Source organism: Pseudomonas sp. AC083, from assembly GCF_979253165.1.
This window is the reverse complement of record NZ_CEEDDH010000012.1, coordinates 17626-35455: the sequence shown is the minus strand read 5'-3', so window position 1 is coordinate 35455 and position 17830 is coordinate 17626. Positions and strand designations below refer to the sequence as shown.

Here is a 17830-nt window from a genome sequence, read left to right as displayed (position 1 = left end):
TTTTCTGTGGGAGCGAGCCTGCTCGCGATGACGGAGGCACATTCAAATGTTTTGAAAGATATACCGCTATCGCGAGCAGGCTCACTCCTACAAAAGAATTCCGCTTAAACCGTCCATCCGTCGTCTGCCCTGAACCTCTGTCGCGCTGTTTTTTCTACCGGGTAAGTCCCTCAGGAGATACCCGTATGTTCGATCAGCAAAAGAAGGCATCACTGGCGGCATGGCGCAGGATGGCGGAGCAGGCCGAGGGCGATCTGGATCCGGAACAGCAATATGACGAATTGCTCAAGGCTGCGGATCAGATGGAGGAGCAAGGCCTGATCACCAGTGCCGAATGGCGCCAATTGGTGCGTGACGCCGGCAATGTTTTTACCCTGAACGAGGAACAGCCACAGCGCTGACAGCTGCCATCGGAGGACATCCCATGCTCAGTTATCTGTTTATCGGCGCCAACGATGTCGAGCGTTCGGCGGCTTTTTACAAGGCGATCCTGACGCCGCTTGGCTACCAGCATGACCGTGAAGAACATTACTGTTTCTACTTGCCCGATTGCGCCGACAAGTCCAACGGCCCAGGCAGTGTGCACATCTCGCAACCGTTCAATGGTGAGCCGGCGACACCCGGCAACGGCATGATGCCGGCGTTTCGCGCCGACTCGCGGCACCAGGTCGATCAGGTGCACAAGGCCGGGCTCGACAGTGGCGGCAGCAATGAAGGACCTCCGGGCACGCGCGAAGCCTATACGCCGGACTTTTACGTGGCCTATCTGCGCGATCCTGAAGGCAACAAGCTGGCTGTGTTCTACAGCGGCTGATGGATGGAGCCTGTTGATTCGGCCCTGATGGCCGCCCGCGCCCAGTTTGCGATCACGATCAGTTTCCACATCGTGCTGGCGGCGTTCAGCATCGGTCTGGCGAATTTCCTCATGGTGCTGGAGGCGTTGTGGTTGAGGACCGGGCGCCAGGTTTATCTGGATGTCTATCGCTACTGGCTCAAAGTGTTTGCGCTAAATATCGCAGTGGGCACGGCGTCGGGATTGATTCTGGAGTATCAGTTCGGCCTCAACTGGTCGCGGCTGTCGGTGCAGGCCGGCGATGTCCTTGGTCCGCTGATGTTCTATGAGGTGATGGCGGCGTTTTTCATTGAAGCCGGATTTCTCGGCATCATGCTGTTCGGCCTGAAAAAGGTCGGCCCGCGTCTGCACTTTTTTGCCACATGTGCGGTGGCGGTGGGCTCGCTGATCAGCGCGTTCTGGATTCTTTCCGCCAACTCATGGATGCAAACCCCCGCCGGCTATTCGATTGGCGCGGACGGGCGTTTCCTCGCCGAGGACTGGTGGGCAATCATCTTCAATCCTTCGTTTCCCTATCGCTTGGCGCACATGCTGCTCGCCGTGTTCATCGGCAGCGCGACGCTGATTGCCGGGATCAGCGCCTGGCAATTGCGCAAGGCCCGGGAAAACCCGCGTGCTCGCCTGCAATTCTCCATGGCGCTGTGGGTGATTGCGCTGCTGATGCCGGTGCAGATTGTTGTCGGCGATCTGCATGGCCGGCACAGTGTGCACGCCCAGCCGCAGAAAGTGGCGGCGATCGAAGGCTCATGGACGCGCCCGCCAGAGGGCGCGGGGGAGCCACTGCGCCTGTTCGCATGGCCGGATATGCAAGAGCGCCGCAACCACTGGGAGGTGGCGATTCCGCGCATTGGTTCCCTGTACCTGCAGCATGACCTGACCAGCACCATCGCCGCGCTTGATGAGTTCCCGGCTGAGGACATCCCGCCCGTGGCGCCGGTGTTTTTCGCGTTCCGGCTGATGGTCGGGCTGGGGCTGTTGATGCTTGGGCAGGGTGTGGTCAGCCTGATCCTGCGTCGACGTAATCGCCTGTACACGGCGCGGCGCTGGCTGGCCGCGTGCGTGCTGCTGGCGCCGGCCGGATTTCTGGCGATGCTCAGCGGCTGGGTCGTCACCGAAGTGGGGCGACAGCCGTTTACCGTTTACGGATTAATGCGCACGGCGGACAGCCTGTCATCGGTGTCCAGGGCTCAAGTCGTCGGGTCGACCTGGTTGATTCTGCTGTTTTATCTGCTGATCTTCGGCATCGGTCTGTGGGTGTTGCTGCGCCTGTTGCGCGAGCCGCCACAGCAGGATCAACCCGGGCCGCAGCCCACCCTTGCCGACGAAACCGGGCACTGAGGAGTCGCAGACATGGACACCGACTGGCTGACGCTGTTGTGCGCTGCCGCATTGGCGTTCTCGGTGATGAACTACGTGGTGCTCGACGGCACCGATCTGGGCGTCGGCATGCTCATGGGCCTGACCGGTTGCAGTCATCAGCGGCGAGCCATGGCGGTGTCGATTCTGCCGGTATGGGACGCCAACGAAACCTGGCTGGTGCTCGGCGGCGGCGGGCTGCTGGCGTTGTTTCCGCTGGCGTACGCGATCTTGCTGCCGGCCTTGTACGTGCCTTTTATCGTGATGTTCCTCGCCTTGATCGCGCGGGCCATGGCGCTGGAGTTTCGCGATTACGCACCGAACGAGCGACGCAAGCGCATCGTCGACGGCGTGTTGGCGCTGGCTTCGCTGCTGACCGGGTTTGTCCAGGGCATGGTGCTCGGCACTCTCGTGCAAGGCGTTGCGCATCAGGGCGGTCAGTACATTGGCGATGGGCGCGACTGGCTGAATCCGTTCCCTGTGTTTTGCGGTTTGGTGCTGGTGCTCGGTTACGTCTGGCTGGGGACGTGCTGGCTGTACTGGCGCACCCTTGATGAATTGCAGCAGCACTCGGCCCGCCAGGCCCGCGTGCTGTCCCTTGTCACCGTGGCGTTATTGCTGGTGCTGATCGCATGGACGTCGACATTGCAGCCGCAATATGCCCGGCGGCTCGCCGATATTCGGCTGTGGTTGCCGGCAGGGCTGATCGTCAGCGCTCTAGGATGGGTGTTCAGCAAAGGTTTTCACGGGCGCTTTGACTGTGTGCCGTTGTTCGCCGCATTGGGCGTTTTCGTCCTGGCTTTCGCGGTGATGCTGGTCGCGCTATTTCCCTTCATCATTCCGCCGAATCTGACCTTGAGCGAAGCAGCCTCTAGCCCCACCAGCCAGATCTTCATGCTGATCGGATTCGCCGTACTCATACCGATAACCCTGGCCTACAACACCTTCGGTTTCCGCGTGTTCAGCGGCAAAGTGCGCGTTGCCAGCGATGGCTGAGATTCACGTCACCCGACCTTTTTTGCTCACCAGCGACAGGCGCGAAGCCCGTAGCAGATCAGCAAAAGCCGCCTTGTCGATCGGCCGACTCATGAAATAACCCTGCACCTCGTTGCATTGATCCTTGCCGAGAATCGCCAGTTGCTCCTCGGTCTCGACGCCTTCGGCCGTCACCGTCAGCCCCATGGCTTTGCCCAGACCGATGATCGCTTGCACCACGGCACGGTCGTTGGTGCCGCTGCTGATCGAGGCGATAAAGCGTTTGTCGATCTTGATCCCGTCGAATGGATAGGCGCGTAGGTAACCGAGCGACGAATAACCGGTGCCGAAGTCGTCCATGTTCAGACGCACGCCGAGCTCCTTGAGCTGATTCATGGTGGTCAGCGCGCCGTCGGTGTCATTGAGCATCACGTTCTCGGTGATCTCCAGCTCCAGACGGCTGGCCGGGAAACGCGTATCCACCAGCACTTCACGAACATCCTCGACGACATCGCTGAGGGCGAACTGCGCAGGCGAAAGGTTGACCGACAGCAGAATGTCATGGGGCCATTCCAGCGCGGTTTCGCAGGCTTCGCGCAGCACCCAGCGGCCCAGCGGTACGATCAGGTCGGTCTGCTCGGCCAGCGGAATGAACACGTCCGGCCCGAGCAGGCCCTGGGTCGGATGCTGCCAGCGCACCAGCGCCTCCACCGAGACGATGTGTTTGCCGTCGACCTTGTAGCGCGGCTGATAGTGCAAGACGAATTCGTTGTGTTTTAGCGCATGGCGCAGGTCATCTTCCATTTGCCGGCGCGTCTGGATCTGGTCGCTCATGTGCGCTTCGAAATAGCACCAGGTGTTCTTGCCGTCGGATTTGGCTTGATACAGCGCGATGTCGGCGTAGCGGATCAGATCGCTGGCGACGAAACCGTGTCGACGACTCAGGGCGATGCCGACACTGGCGCCGATATGCAGCGGATGCTGTTCGTAGAGGATCGGCTGATGCAGGCTGCCGATCAGCCGTGTGCAGAATTTGTCGATCTCGTTATGGCTGTCCATGCCATTGAGCACCACGACGAATTCATCACCACCGAGGCGGGCGACGAGGTCGTGCTCGCGGGTGCATTCGCGCAGACGCGTGGCGACTTCCTGGAGTACCGCGTCACCGGCAGGATGGCCGAGGGAATCGTTGATCGGTTTGAAGTTGTCCAGATCGATCATCAGCAGCGACAGCGGTGGCGAGTGTTCTTTCAATATCAGCACTTCATCCAGATAACGCGCCAGTTTGTTGCGGTTGGGCAGACCGGTCAGGGCGTCATGCATCGACAGGTGCTGGATCTGCGCATGGGCGGCGACTTCGTCGGTGATATCGCTGGCAGTGCCGCGATAGCCGACGACGCTGTCCTTGTCGAAAATCGGCCGCGCCGAGAGCCGGCAGTGGCGTGGCTGCCCGGAGTGATCGCGATAAGTGCAGCGCAAATCGCCGGCGCTGTTTTCTTCGCTGAGTTTGCGCAGCCACAGCTCCAGTGGCGTGGTGTCGCAAGTCAGTAATTCGCCGATGTCCTGGCCCAGCCACAGGGCTTGCGGGTAGCCGGTGACTTCGCTGAAGCGCGCCGACAGATAGGTCAGCGCCAACTGATCATCAACTTCCCAGATCCAGTCCGACGCCGCTTCGGCCACGGCGCGAAAGCGTTCTTCACTGGCTTCGAGGGCATGATTGGCGGCTTCAAGGGCCTGATTCGACGCCTGCATCGCATGGATACTGTTGTCGACGTATTGCGAAGAGCGCAGGGCGTGGCGGAAAAAGTATGCCGTCAGCAGCATCAGCACCAGAAACGTCGCGCCGAGCGGCGGCGCCAGCGTCCACAACAATTGCTGACCGGGCCGTTGCAGGTCGGCGACCAGGCTGTACCCGGTGCTGTCGAGCGGCACGCTTGGATGGCCTTTTTCAATGGTGTCGTCCGGGACCAGGGTCAGGTTCGTCAGGCCATAACCGCTGCCGATTTTGCGCAGTTTGGTCGGGGTCAGCTTGTCGACGAACACCAGCACCGAGGTGTTTCTCAGTTCATCCAGCGGGCGCTCGTCGTTGGGAATGATCGCGGCAGCGGTGATCAACGCCGGCCAGCCTTCGAACAATGAATAGCGGCTGATCGGCTTGGTCAGATCAGGCTGACTCAGCACCTGCTCGACCAGCGCCGAGGCGGGCGCTTGCAGTACGCTGGATACGTCGGTTTCAACCATCTGCCCGCGAATCACCGCGTACTTGGTGCGATTGCGATCAAGGACGAACACGCCGTCGTAGCCGTCGCTGGTGAACAGGGTCTTGCCCATGTTCTGTTCGGTGTAGGCCCAGTTGACGTCGATCGGCCCGCTCAAGGCCTCATAGGCGCGGGTCCAGTAGGCATAACTGGTGATGTAGTTTTTCGACGCGGTGATGCGGTTTTCCACGGCGCGCACGGAATAGAACTGGTTCTGTTCCAGATCCTTCGCGTCAAGGGTATTGGCGATGCCAAGCAAGGTGCTGATCGCGGCGATGACACCCGCAACAAACAGTGCGCCAACGGCGATGGCCAGGCGCCGGGTCACGGCGCGTTGCGGGGTCGGGATTGGCTGCGCAGGGAGAGTAACGGCCATGTGCTCGTCCTTGATCCGGTGTCTTCTGAATCTAGAACAATGGCGAGCGCACAATGTTCAGATTGTTGTTATTGGTATCGCCTGGATTTTTTCAAAGTGTAGCGAATCCGTTGGAATTTCCAGAACCGCCGGCCAGCGGCGAATCCCGAAAGGGCGAGACTTCCCGCACAAAAACCGGATAATGGCCGCCATTCGTTTAGCCGTAGTCTGGTAATCCCGCATGGAAATCAAGGTCAACTTTCTCGACAACCTTCGACTTGAAGCCAAGTTCGACGACTTCACGGTGATCGCCGATCAGCCCATTCGCTACAAGGGCGATGGCTCGGCACCGGGGCCGTTCGACTACTTCCTGGCGTCGTCGGCCTTGTGCGCGGCTTACTTCGTCAAGCTGTACTGCGACACGCGCAACATCCCGACAGAGAACATTCGCCTGTCGCAGAACAACATCGTCGACCCGGAAAACCGCTACAACCAGATCTTCAAGATTCAGGTCGAATTGCCCGCCGATATTTCGGAGAAGGATCGCCAGGGCATCCTGCGTTCCATCGACCGCTGCACCGTGAAGAAAGTGGTGCAGACCGGCCCCGAGTTCATCATCGAAGAAGTCGACAACCTCGACGCCGATGCCCAGGCCTTGTTGATGCCGCAGTCCGACTCCCAGGCGGGCACTTACATTGCCGGCAAGGACCTGCCGCTGGAACAGACCATCGCCAACATGTCGAAGATCCTCGCCGACCTCGGCATGAAGATCGAAATCGCTTCGTGGCGCAACATCGTGCCCAACGTCTGGTCGCTGCACATTCGCGATGCGCATTCGCCGATGTGCTTCACCAACGGCAAGGGCGCGACCAAGGAAGGCGCACTCGCCTCGGCGCTGGGCGAGTTCATCGAGCGCCTGAACTGCAACTTCTTCTACAACGATCAGTTCTGGGGCGAAGACATCGCCAACGCCGAATTCGTCCATTATCCGGACGAGAAATGGTTCAAGCCGGGTCCGCAGGACGAGTTGCCAAGCGAGATTCTCGACGACTACACCCTCGGCATTTACAACCGCGACGGCGAGCTGCGCGGTTCGCACCTGTACGACACCAACTCCGGCAACACCCAGCGCGGCATCTGCTCGCTGCCGTTCGTGCGTCAGTCGGACGGTGAAGTGGTGTACTTCCCGTCCAACCTGATCGAAAACCTCTACCTGAGCAACGGCATGAGCGCTGGCAACACCTTGGCCGAAGCGCAGGTGCAGTGCCTGTCGGAAATTTTCGAGCGCGCAGTCAAACGCGAAATTCTCGAAGGCGAAATGGCCCTGCCGGACGTACCGCAAGAGGTACTGGAGAAATACCCGAGCATCCTCGCCGGCATCAAGGGCCTGGAAGAGCAGGGCTTCCCGGTGCTGGTCAAGGACGCCTCGCTGGGCGGTGAATTCCCGGTGATGTGCGTGACCCTGATGAACCCGCGCACTGGCGGCGTCTTCGCCTCGTTCGGCGCGCACCCGAGCCTGGAAGTCGCGCTGGAACGCAGCCTGACCGAACTGCTCCAGGGCCGCAGCTTTGAAGGCCTCAACGACTTGCCGCAGCCGACGTTCTCGGGACAGGCAGTGACCGAACCGAACAACTTCGTCGAGCACTTCATCGATTCCAGCGGTGTGGTGTCGTGGCGCTTCTTCAGCGCCAAGCCAGATTTCGAATTCGTCGAGTGGGACTTTTCAGGCCAAGGCGAAAACTCCAACGCCGAAGAAGCCGCGACCCTGTTCGGCATCCTCGAAGACATGGGCAAGGAAGTCTACATGGCGGTCTACGAGCACATCGGCGCCAACGCCTGCCGCATCCTCGTGCCGGATTACTCGGAGATCTACCCGGTCGAAGACCTGATCTGGGACAACACCAACAAAGCCCTGCAATTTCGCGCCGACATCCTCAATCTGCACAACCTCAGTAAGGTTGGCTTGCGCAATCTGGTCCAGGGCCTGGAACGCAGCGAGCAGGACGACTACACCGATATCACCACGCTGATCGGCATCGAGTTCGATGACAACACACCATGGGGCAAGCTGACGATTCTGGAACTGCGCCTGCTGATCTACCTCGCGCTGCAGAAGTTTGACGAGGCCAAGGATCTGGTTGAGGCATTCCTGCAATACAACGACAACACCGTTGAGCGTGGCTTGTTCTATCAAGCGGTCAATGTGGTGCTGGAGATGGAGCTGGATGAGGACCTGGAGCTTGAGGATTACGAAGCCAATTTCCGCCGGATGTTTGGTGACGAGCGTATGGATGCGGCGATTGGTTCGGTGAATGGCAGTGTGCGTTTTTACGGTTTGACGCCAACGAGCATGAAGCTGGAAGGGCTGGACCGGCATTTGCGCTTGATCGAAAGCTATAAAAAGCTGCATGCGGCGCGGGCGAATGGGACAACCTTGTCGCATTGAGAGCAGGCGATCCAAATGTAGGAGCTGCCGAAGGCTGCGATCTTTTGACTTTGTTTTTTTTTGACCAAAGCAAGATCAAAAGATCGCAGCCTTCGGCAGCTCCTACAGATCGAGCCAAGCTCAGCGGCCATGCGCTGCATCCGCCAACTGCCCCGTATCCACACGCACAAACACCGAATCACCCACCGCTGTCAGCACTTCCCCTGCATACACCTCGCAAATCACCCGAGTCTTGCGCCCGACTTCACCTTCGACCCGTGCACGCAAGAGCAGCGGTACGCCCATCGGCGTTGGCTTGATGAACTTGATCCCAAGGTTACCGGTGACGCAGTCGATGCGCGGCAGGCTGCCGGCTTCGCGGTTTTCTGCGCGGTAGTGCCAGGCCATGGCGGTCCAGTTGGAGTGACAGTCGACGAGCATGGCAATCAGCCCGCCGTAAACCAGATCCGGCCAGCCGCAATATTGAGCTTCGGGCAGATGCTCGGCGATGACGTGATTGCCGTCCTCATCCCACCGACTTTTCACGTGCAGGCCTTGCGGATTGCGCCCGCCGCAGCCGTAACAAACGCCTTCGGGGGCGGCGAGGTCTTGCAGCGGGGTGGCGTGGCTGGACATGGCTGGGGTCATCCTGGAGTGGCGAGGCCGGACAGGCGCAAGCGGTTGCGTCCGCCGCGTTTGGACTCGTAGAGCGCGGCGTCGCCAAGTTCGATCAGCGCCGCCAGACTGGCCGGCGGTTTGTCGAACAGGGTGGCGCCGATGCTCAAAGTCACCGCGGCGGACGTGGGATAGGTGTGCGACGCCAAGGCCAGAAATTGTTCGCGCAAGGCATTGCCCCGTTCAAGGATAGCTTCGGCTGAGGCGTTGTTGAGCAGCATCAGAAACTCATCGCCACCCAGCCGCGCCGTCAGCGCATGGGGCGGCAGCTGGGCGCGGATCATCTCGCTCAGGGCAATCAGCAAGCGATCACCGGCGATATGCCCGTACTGGTCGTTGACCAGTTTGAAGTTGTCGATATCGATCAACAGCAATGCACCCGGTCTTTGCGCGGAGACACCGGCCAGCAGGCGTGGCGTGCGCTTTTCCAGCGCGCGGCGGTTGTAGAGGGCGGTGAGCGGATCGCGCTCGGCGAGGCGGGCGATCTGTTTTTCCCGGCGATAACGCTCGGTGCCGGTCATCGACAAGGCGATCAACATGATCGCCATCGCGCCTTCGACCAGCGAGATCTGAATGATCTCGCCGCGAAACGCCGCCAGATCGATCAGCGTGCCGGGGATCACCACGGTCAGGGCCTTGGCCACATAAAAGATGCCGTGGCCGAGCAGCACATAACGCAGTTGCACCGCGCCAACGCTCAACGACTTGCCGTGTGGACGCAACAGCGAACTGGCCTTGAGTGTCGGGATCGCCACCAGCAGCGAGTTGGCCACCAGCATGGCCTTGGACCACAGCGGGCCGTCCGGCATCATCAACATGATCAGCCACGTCGCGAAAATCAGGTACCACGCCGGCGACAGTCGGGTCTGGGTGAAGCGCGCCACACCGAGGAGGAAGAAGAAGTGCGCGGTCACCAGCAGGCCGTTGGCGAACCAGATGCCCAGCAGCAGAAAACCGCTGCTGCGCAGCAGAGCCAGGGTGGAACCGATGGTGATGGTGGCGAAACCGGCGCTCCAGAACAGTAGCGAAGGCTCACGGATGCTGCGCCACTCGACCGCCAGGTACAGCGCGGCAGCGGCTGCGAGGGCGATCGTGATGGTCAGCATCGTTGGCGGGTCGAGCGGCATTTCCGGGCAAGCCTGTCTGTATGGCAATAGGCCTGCGATTGTAAGCGTTTGGTCAGGTTTTTCGCAGGGGGCGCGTTGCCGGGCAGACCACTGGCGCTCCAGCGGTCACTCTTGCGGGCTTAGCCAGGTGTCTACCACGCGGCGATCGAGCTCTTCCCAATAGGCCATGCCCAGCACCCGCGTGGTGTTGAGCCCGCGCAGATAACCGCGCAGTTGCTGGGCAGTGTCGCGGATCAGTTGCGCATCGCGGCTGTTTTTGTCCAGCAGGACGCTTTCGTATTGCATCAGGTATTCGGCCACGCGCTCGCGATATTCGGGCAGTACGGCGTCACGGATCAGATCAAACGTTCTCAAGGCGAGACCCTCATCATTTTGTTGGCAGGTCCAGTGTGCATCAGTCTGCGTGGCACGCAACTATTGCTGGAAGTAATAGTGACCATCAAGAAACGCAAGTTCTGCTTTGCCAGCGATCGGCGGAAAATCGCCTCCATCGAAGACGCAGCTCAAGGAAATTGCGCGATGAACATTCTGACTCGACTGGCAATGATCGCCCTGCTGATGGGCGGGGTGGTTGCTGCACCGGCTTACGCAGACGACGCTCGGTCGTGTCACCTGCAACCCATCGCCGCCAGCGCCTCGGCGTTGCAGCACACGCAGACCGTGGGTGTGTTGTTGAGCGAAAACACTTTGCAGAACCTGCAATACCTGGAGCGTTACCACGACATGGCGCTGAACGGTGCGAAAGACGCACTGGATTCGCGTATCCGCGACGCGTTTGTCGGCAGCTCCGACCCGGAACTGGCCCTCGACTGGCTGGTGAGTTCGCTGCAACAGCAGTTCGTCTCGGTGACCGTCTACGACAACCTCGATGCGCTGGTTCAGGCCCATCCGGACGTGGTGGTCAAGCTCGACACCTTCAACCGCTTGCTGACTCAGCGCAACAGTCTGGTCGAAGCGCGTTTTTCCGCACGGTTCTACGACGCCGATCTGCAGTACATCGGCAAGGCCGAGGGGGCGATCGAGCAAGAATTGCCTTCGGTCTGGGTGCACAACCAGGCGGCGCCGCAGATCGCCGCGCAGATCAATCAGCAGCGTGACCTGCAACTCAATGCGCTGAAGCAATTCGATGTGTCGCTCAAGGCCCTGGTGGCGTCGAGCTGATTCTTAAAACGTAAATGGCAACGGCGGCGCCGTGAAGTCGAACCGTTGCCGGTTGAACCGGACCTTTATTTTTCAGGATTTACTCCATGCGTACTTTATTCGTGCCAGCCATGGCTTTTGTTTCCCTGTTGCTCGCCGGTTGCGCTTCGGCGCCGAACGATCCGACCCTGACCTTGCAGACCAGCAAGACGCCGGCGCAGTACGCCGATTGCGTGGTGCCGAAGTTGCAGGACAGTGCGTTGAATCCGACGGTTTCGCAGAGTCAGCGCAGTTATCGGATCGTGGTGCCGAGCAAGGTGTCGGCGGATAACGTGCTGGAGGCGTACAAGGCGGGGAAGGGCGGCAAGGTGTTCATTTATGAGCGGCATTTGCTGGCGTCGAATTTGTTGCCTTCGAGTTTTGAGCGGGCGGCTCAGGAGTGTATTTGATCTGAGCGCTTGACGGGTTTTGACAGAGCTCCTTTGGTTGGCCGCAACCAACCAATTTTTTCGCCCCACACTGGTTTTCGGTTGTGGGGCTTTTTTTTGGGGACTTGGCGGCCTTTGGGCCGACCATGCTTTGGGGTTTTTGGGTGTATATCCTTTTTTGGTGGTGTTGCGGCTGGCAGTTTCGCCCTTACGGCGAGTCCCTTTTGGCAAACGCCCCAAAAGGAACCAAAAGGTCTTCGCCCTGACGTTCGGCCCGCTCGCTGGGGCTCGGGGTTCCTTCGCTCCGGGATCGATCCGGGCGCAGCGGCTCCGGTTTGCTCCGCTGCACCTCCTTCCGCTGTGTCTGGCTGCGCCAGACGGTCGCTGCGCTCCCACCCCCGGATCAATCCCTCCACTCAGCCTGCCGACGGGCTCCAGGATCAAAAGCTACTCGAGCTTGCGCTCATCGTGTTGGGTGGCGGGACGGCCTGCGTGGTTTGCTTTTGCTTTTCTGTGGGAGCGAGCCTGCTCGCGAAGGCGGCCTGACAGTCGACCTGTTCTTGAGCGGAACGCGATCCAGTTGTAGGAGCTGCCGAAGGCTGCGATCTTTTGATCTGGCCTTCGCTTTTGCTTTTCCGTTGAGAGCAAGCCTGCATTGGACGTTGGGTGTTGACCAATTCATGTCCACGCCACAAAAACTGTGGGAGCTGGCTTGCCAGCGAAGGCAGCCTGACAGACGCCCCATTTCTCACTGAATGTACGCAATCAAACCTGTGGGAGCGAGCCTGCTCGCGAAGGCGGTGTGCGCCGCGATCACGAACAGCGCTCCGGAACCCGTTCACCCCGTCACACACCCAACCGGCACTTTCCCCGCAAACGTATCAACCAGACTCGCCACCACCATTTCCCCCATCCGCGTGCGAGTCTGCAAGGTGGCGCTGGCCCGATGCGGTTGCAGCACCACTTGTTCATTAGCAAAAAACGCTTCAGGCACATTCGGTTCATCGACAAACACATCCAGCCCAGCCCCGGCGATTTCCCCAGCCGAAAGCGCGGCAACCAGATCCGTCTCGTTCACCAGTTTGCCCCGGGCGACGTTGATCAGATAACCGTCCTTGCCCAGCGCTTGCAGCACTGGCGCGTCGATGATCGCTTCTCCCTTGTCCGCCGCGGCGGCGAGGATCAGGGCGTCGCTGTCGCGGGCCAGTTGTTTGAGGTCGGCGACGAAGGTGTGGGGGACGTCGCTCATCGGTTGCAAGTCGGTGTAGCTGATCGGGCAGCCGAAGGCGGCGGCGCGGGTGGCGATGGCGCGGCCGACGCGGCCCATGCCGACGATGCCGATGCGCATGCCGGAGACTTGTCGGGCCAAGGGCAGCGGGGCGAGTGGGGTCGGGCTTTGTGGCCATTGGCCGGAGCGCACGTAGCGGTCGCTGGTGCACAGGCCGCGACAGACCGAGATGAGCAGGCCGATGGCGAGGTCGGCGACGTCTTCGGTGAGGGCGCCGATGGTGGCGGTGACGCGGATGCCGCGGTCGCGGGCGTAGGCCAGATCGACGGCATCGGTGCCGACGCCGTTGACCGCGACGACTTCCAGGTTCGGCAGTTGCGCCATCAGCGCCTGGCTGATGCCGGTGTGGCCGCCGGTGATCACGCCACGAATGTTGGCGCCGTGGTCGTTTATGTAGGCGGGTTTGTCCGCTTGCTGGAAGTAACGCCGTACGGTGAACAGTTGGTCCAGACGCGCGTTGATTTGCGGGATCAGGATCGGGCTCAGTTGCAGGATTTCTGGCTTCATGGCTACCTCGTTACGCAATAAAAAGGCCGGCTCAACCGCGGCCGGCAAACGGCATGGCGCTGGCCATGACGGTCATGTTCAGGACGTTGGCTGACAGCGGCAGGCCGGCGATGTAGCGCACTGCATCGGCGACGTGTTTGACGTCGACCATCGGCTCGACGGCGATGCTGCCGTTGGCCTGGCGTACGCCTTTGGTCATGCGCACCGACATTTCCGTCAGGGCATTGCCGATGTCGATCTGGCTGCAGGCGATGTTGAATTCACGGCCGTCCAGCGCCAGGGATTTGGTCAGGCCGAGCACGGCGTGTTTGCTCGCGGTGTAGGCGCTGCTGAACGGGCGCGGTGTGTGTGCGGAAATCGAACCGTTGTTGATGATTCGTCCGCCCTGCGGCTGTTGTTTGCGCATCAGCCCGAACGCGCCGCGAGCGCAGAGAAAGACACCGTTGAGGTTGGTGTCGATCACGTTGCGCCACTGCTCGAAGGTCAGTTCATCCAGCGGCACGGCGGGGGCGTTGACGCCGGCGTTGTTGAAGACCACATCGAGGCGCCCGTAGACCTCGGCAATGGTCGCGAACAGCACGTCGACACTGGCCGGATCACGCACGTCGGTGGGTACCGCCAGCGCTGGGTGACCCTGGCTCTGCGCCAGTTCGACCAGCGCTTGCAAGGGCTCGGGCCGGCGTCCGGCGAGCACAAGGGTGAAACCGTCAGCCATCAGGCCCAGCGCCACGGCGCGGCCGATGCCACTGCCGGCGCCGGTCACCAGCGCAACTTTCGAAGGGGTCGTCATAGTGTTGTTCTCCTTTTTTCTCAATGCGCTGGAATCAGGGCCGTGGGCCGACGCGCATTTCCAGGTGGCCGATGCCGTCGATGCCGGCGCTGATCACATCGCCCGGTTGCAGGCTGTCAACGCCGGCGGGGCTGCCGGTCATGATCAGGTCGCCGGCGCGCAGGGGCACGGATTGCGAGATGCGCGCGATGACTTCACTGACCGACCAGATCTGGCTGTCGAGATTGTCGCGCTGGCGTTCTTCGCCGTTGACGTTCAGCCACAACTCGCCCTCGGGATGGCCGCTGCGGCTCACCGGGACGACGGCAGTCATCGGCGCGGCGCCGTCGAACACCTTGGCGCCTTCCCACGGCAGGCCGTTGCTCTTGGCTGCGCGTTGCACATCGCGGCGGGTCAGGTCGAGGCCGGCGGCGTAGCCCCAGACGTAGGCGAGCGCTTGATCCTCGGGGATATTGGCGCCGCCTTCACCGATGGCGACGACCAGTTCGATTTCGTGAACGAAGTCCTCGCACACTGTCGGGAAGGCGATGTCGCCGACGGCATCGACCACGCAGCTCGGCGGTTTCATGAAAAACACTGGCGGCTGGCGCGACTGGCCTTGAGTGTCCGGCCATGGGTAGTTGCGGCCGACACAGAACACCCGGCCAACGGGGAAGCGCTGCTCGGTGCCGAGGACCGGCAAGGTCACGGGCAGATCCGGGGTAAAGACGTATTCGGTCATGTTCATCCTGCGGGTCATCCTGTTTGAAAGGGCAGCGTACGGCGGCTGGCGTCGGCGAAGTTGGACGAAAGCCGCCTGCGTTTGGACAAATCCGGGTATTTCGCCTCAGCGCACCTTCAGCTCGATGCGATACAGGCGCCCGAGCAGTAACGAATAGGAGAGGGTGCCGATCAGCGCCACGCCGCCGATAAACCAGAAGGCATAGGCGAAGGTGCCGGTGGCGTGGACGATGGCGCCGATCACGATCGGCGTGACGATGCCGCCGATGTTCGCCGCCAGGCTGGTAATGCCGCCGGTGAGGCCGATCAGCTCTTTCGGCGCTACTTCCGATACCGCCGCCCACGACGAGGACGCGATGCCTTGGGCGAAGAACGCGATGGTCAGCACGGCGATGCAGATCAGGTTGGAGTCGGTGAAATTCACCAGCACGATCGACATGCCCAGCATCGAACCGACCACCAGCGGCAACTTGCGCGCAAACGACATCGAGTAGCCGCGACGGATCAGCAGGTCGGAAACGATGCCGGCCAGCAGAATCCCCACCGTGGCACCGACGAAGGGCAGCACGGCGAAGATCCCGGCCTTGATCATGGTCAGTTTGCGTTCTTCGATCAGGTAGGTCGGGAACCAGGTGAGGAAGAAGTACAGCGCCGAGGTGCTGGCGAACTTGCCGATGCAGATCGCCCAGATCTGCCGATAGCTGAACAGCTCGGCAATCTGCCGCCAGTTGAAGCGGGTGCGCTCCTGGCTGCTCTTGACCAGACCGCCGCCGGTTTCGATGTACTTCAATTCTTCCTGGCTGACCTTCTTGCAGTTCAGCGGATCGCGATACAGGTACAGCCACAGCACACCGAAGACGATGCCGAGTGCGCCGGTGCTGTAGAACACGTGGCGCCAGTCAAAGGTGGTCGCCAGCCACAGCAGCGCGCCGGTGAACAGCGCCGTGCCGAGGTACTGGCCGCACACGTAAATGCTGCTGGCCATCCCGCGTTCCCGCGCCGGGAACCACACCGTCACCGCGCGGCTGTTGGCCGGAAAAGCCGGGGCTTCCATGGCGCCGACCGCCAGGCGCAGGCCGAACAGCGAGGCAAACCCCGTGGCGAAACCCTGGCAAACGGTGACGGTCGACCAGCTGATCAGCGAAACGCCGTAGGTGAAGCGCGAGCCAAACCGGTCGGCAATGAAGCCGGCCGGCACCAGGGCCAAGGCATAGGTCCAGGCGAACGCGGAAAAAATCAGGCCCATCTCGATCTTGTCCAGGCCCAGGTCCTTGGCCATGAACGGCGCGGCGATCGAGATGTTCACCCGGTCGATGTAATTGATGATCGTCGCGATCAGCAGCAGCGACAGCATGAACCAGCGCCGCCGGGTAGGCAGACGCTGCGCCTTAACGGCATCGCGTGCACCGGCAATCACCGGCGGCACCGTGGCACTGGAAGAATGGGAGTTGGACATGCGGAGACCTCGTTATTGTTAGAAGAGTCGAGATTTTTCGAGCAGCCGATGCCGTTGCCCGCAACGTGTGGGGCAAGGCAATCGGACGGGTTGCAGCGCGGGTTTCAGACGTGCAGGAACGTCTTTGTGCGATTGATTTTCAATGGGAGGTCGGGCGGGGCGGCGAGGGGAAATAGCAGGATCATGACGTGCGCACCTTTGATTGTTTTTGAAAGAGGTTGGGCTGCGTTGGTCATTACAGTGGTCGTACAACGGGTCTAAATCAACCGATAGGTTAGAACGTTTTTTCTTGAAAAACGTGGATTTGGCGAACGTGTCCAAAAAGATAAATACGATTTGTCTTGAGAATAAAGATCAGATTTAAATCCCAAGTTGCTGAAAAATAACAACTATCCGTATTTTTATAGTAATGCGGTTTTTGGACAGGCACATGGGGAGGCTTCATTCAAAAAAGACAATGTCATCGTATGACTCATTGCCGCCCACCTCCCAACCCTGCAAGATGACAGGCGTCACCTCACTGCCCGGAGGACCTTCTGCCCATGTCTTCACCCAGCCGTATCCCGACCTACGTCATGCAGCAACGCAGCGAATTGACCGATTTCTACATTCGCGACAAAAAGGGGCGGCGCGCCGAAACCGCGCCTCACCGGCACGAGTACTTCCAGATTCAGATCAATCTCGGTGGCGACACCGTGCAGCACATCGGCAGCGTCCAGCGGCCATTCCCGCGCAACACCCTGGCGTTCATCCTGCCGCACCGCGTGCATGTGATTCCGCATCCCGCAGACAGCAATTTCATCGTCATCAATTTTTCCCAGACGTTTCTCTTGCCGCATCTGCAATGCGACCCGATGGATCTGGAAGAGGTGTCAATCCTGCTCGCGCCGGAGCTGTCGCCGTTCCGCTTTCAGGAACATCTGGATTTCATTTTGGGTGATGAGGATTTCGCTCAGGTCTGCGGCCTGATCGAACAGATGCGCGCACTCGATGAGAACCGTCAGTTCGGCACGCGGGAAATGCTCAAGGGCTTGTTGCTGCAGATGATCGGCAGCGTGTGTTTTCTCTACGCCGAGCCGCTCAAGCGCCTGGCGGAAGAGAATGCCGCCGAGAACAGTCGTCGCGACGCCTTGAGCCGCATGTTCGAGTATTTGCGGAAGAACATCGCCGATCCTGATCTCAACCTGATCAAAGTCGCCGCTGCGACCTATCTGTCACCGACCTACCTGACGCACTGGTTGCGCAAAGAGATCGGCAAGACCTTCACCGAGCTGGTGCTGGAGCGGCGCATGCACGCGGCGCGCAACTTCCTCCTCAACAGTACGCGCTCGGTGGGCGAGGTGGCGCGGTTGTGCGGGTTCGCCGATGAGGCCTATTTTTCCCGGCGGTTTCGCCAGATTCATGGCCAGCCACCGGGGCAGTTCCGCCGCCGCCAGCTCAACCCCGACACGCCGCAGACGCCACTGAATACTTAGAA

At 60.6% G+C, this 17830-nt stretch carries 16 protein-coding genes; 8 read left to right on the top strand and 8 right to left on the bottom strand.

The window, feature by feature from the left end:
• Nucleotides 1-185 precede the first annotated feature (185 nt).
• Genes AC0IXA_RS17755 through cydB form a run of 4 tightly spaced genes read left to right on the top strand, consistent with a single transcriptional unit; the run spans nucleotide 186 to nucleotide 3205 of the window.
• Nucleotides 186-401, top strand: a complete 216-nt coding sequence (locus AC0IXA_RS17755) for a hypothetical protein (RefSeq protein WP_016774424.1) — start codon at nucleotides 186-188, stop codon at nucleotides 399-401.
• 23 nt (nucleotides 402-424) lie between these two features.
• Nucleotides 425-814, top strand: coding sequence for a VOC family protein (locus AC0IXA_RS17750; protein ID WP_125927951.1), 390 nt, complete (start codon nucleotides 425-427; stop codon nucleotides 812-814).
• 3 nt (nucleotides 815-817) lie between these two features.
• Nucleotides 818-2191 (top strand): cytochrome ubiquinol oxidase subunit I, encoded by a 1374-nt coding sequence (locus tag AC0IXA_RS17745; RefSeq protein WP_471814104.1) that lies wholly within the window; start codon nucleotides 818-820, stop codon nucleotides 2189-2191.
• A 12-nt stretch (nucleotides 2192-2203) separates the two neighbouring features.
• A complete protein-coding gene (gene cydB, locus AC0IXA_RS17740; RefSeq protein WP_471814102.1) occupies nucleotides 2204-3205 on the top strand; it encodes a cytochrome d ubiquinol oxidase subunit II in 1002 nt (333 codons plus the stop codon).
• Between the two features lie 3 nt (nucleotides 3206-3208).
• Here cydB and AC0IXA_RS17735 read toward each other — a convergent pair whose 3' ends face one another.
• On the bottom strand, nucleotides 3209-5818 hold the full coding sequence (locus tag AC0IXA_RS17735; RefSeq protein WP_471814100.1) for a bifunctional diguanylate cyclase/phosphodiesterase: 2610 nt from the start codon (nucleotides 5816-5818) through the stop codon (nucleotides 3209-3211).
• A gap of 220 nt (nucleotides 5819-6038) precedes the next feature.
• Here AC0IXA_RS17735 and AC0IXA_RS17730 point away from each other — a divergent pair, with 220 nt between their 5' ends.
• The gene (locus AC0IXA_RS17730; RefSeq protein WP_341637720.1) at nucleotides 6039-8243 is read left to right on the top strand and encodes an OsmC domain/YcaO domain-containing protein; all 2205 of its coding nucleotides are present in this window, start codon (nucleotides 6039-6041) and stop codon (nucleotides 8241-8243) included.
• Between the two features lie 120 nt (nucleotides 8244-8363).
• Here AC0IXA_RS17730 and AC0IXA_RS17725 read toward each other — a convergent pair whose 3' ends face one another.
• The 3 genes from AC0IXA_RS17725 to AC0IXA_RS17715 form a co-directional block, all read right to left on the bottom strand.
• A complete protein-coding gene (locus tag AC0IXA_RS17725) occupies nucleotides 8364-8858 on the bottom strand; it encodes a PaaI family thioesterase (RefSeq protein WP_122507051.1) in 495 nt (164 codons plus the stop codon).
• Nucleotides 8859-8866: 8 nt separating this feature from the next.
• Nucleotides 8867-10024, bottom strand: coding sequence for a GGDEF domain-containing protein (locus AC0IXA_RS17720; protein ID WP_471814097.1), 1158 nt, complete (start codon nucleotides 10022-10024; stop codon nucleotides 8867-8869).
• A 105-nt stretch (nucleotides 10025-10129) separates the two neighbouring features.
• Nucleotides 10130-10378, bottom strand: a complete 249-nt coding sequence (locus tag AC0IXA_RS17715; protein WP_400553888.1) for a hypothetical protein — start codon at nucleotides 10376-10378, stop codon at nucleotides 10130-10132.
• A gap of 165 nt (nucleotides 10379-10543) precedes the next feature.
• On the opposite strand from AC0IXA_RS17715, the gene AC0IXA_RS17710 reads away from it, so the two are divergent.
• On the top strand, nucleotides 10544-11185 hold the full coding sequence (locus AC0IXA_RS17710) for an ATPase (RefSeq protein WP_471814245.1): 642 nt from the start codon (nucleotides 10544-10546) through the stop codon (nucleotides 11183-11185).
• Between the two features lie 86 nt (nucleotides 11186-11271).
• Entirely contained in the window at nucleotides 11272-11613 is a 342-nt protein-coding gene (locus AC0IXA_RS17705; RefSeq protein WP_024012691.1) for a hypothetical protein, read from the top strand.
• 817 nt (nucleotides 11614-12430) lie between these two features.
• On the opposite strand, the gene AC0IXA_RS17700 is transcribed toward AC0IXA_RS17705, so the two are convergent.
• The 4 genes from AC0IXA_RS17700 to AC0IXA_RS17685 form a co-directional block, all read right to left on the bottom strand.
• A complete protein-coding gene (locus AC0IXA_RS17700; protein WP_471814094.1) occupies nucleotides 12431-13387 on the bottom strand; it encodes a 2-hydroxyacid dehydrogenase in 957 nt (318 codons plus the stop codon).
• 31 nt (nucleotides 13388-13418) lie between these two features.
• Nucleotides 13419-14177 (bottom strand): SDR family oxidoreductase, encoded by a 759-nt coding sequence (locus AC0IXA_RS17695; protein WP_471814092.1) that lies wholly within the window; start codon nucleotides 14175-14177, stop codon nucleotides 13419-13421.
• A 34-nt stretch (nucleotides 14178-14211) separates the two neighbouring features.
• A complete protein-coding gene (locus tag AC0IXA_RS17690; protein ID WP_471814090.1) occupies nucleotides 14212-14904 on the bottom strand; it encodes a fumarylacetoacetate hydrolase family protein in 693 nt (230 codons plus the stop codon).
• Nucleotides 14905-15003: 99 nt separating this feature from the next.
• Nucleotides 15004-16353, bottom strand: coding sequence for an MFS transporter (locus AC0IXA_RS17685; RefSeq protein WP_110645684.1), 1350 nt, complete (start codon nucleotides 16351-16353; stop codon nucleotides 15004-15006).
• A 542-nt stretch (nucleotides 16354-16895) separates the two neighbouring features.
• Between AC0IXA_RS17685 and AC0IXA_RS17680 the strand changes: the two genes are divergently transcribed.
• Entirely contained in the window at nucleotides 16896-17828 is a 933-nt protein-coding gene (locus AC0IXA_RS17680; protein ID WP_024012697.1) for a helix-turn-helix transcriptional regulator, read from the top strand.
• The last annotated feature ends 2 nt before the right edge of the window (nucleotides 17829-17830 follow it).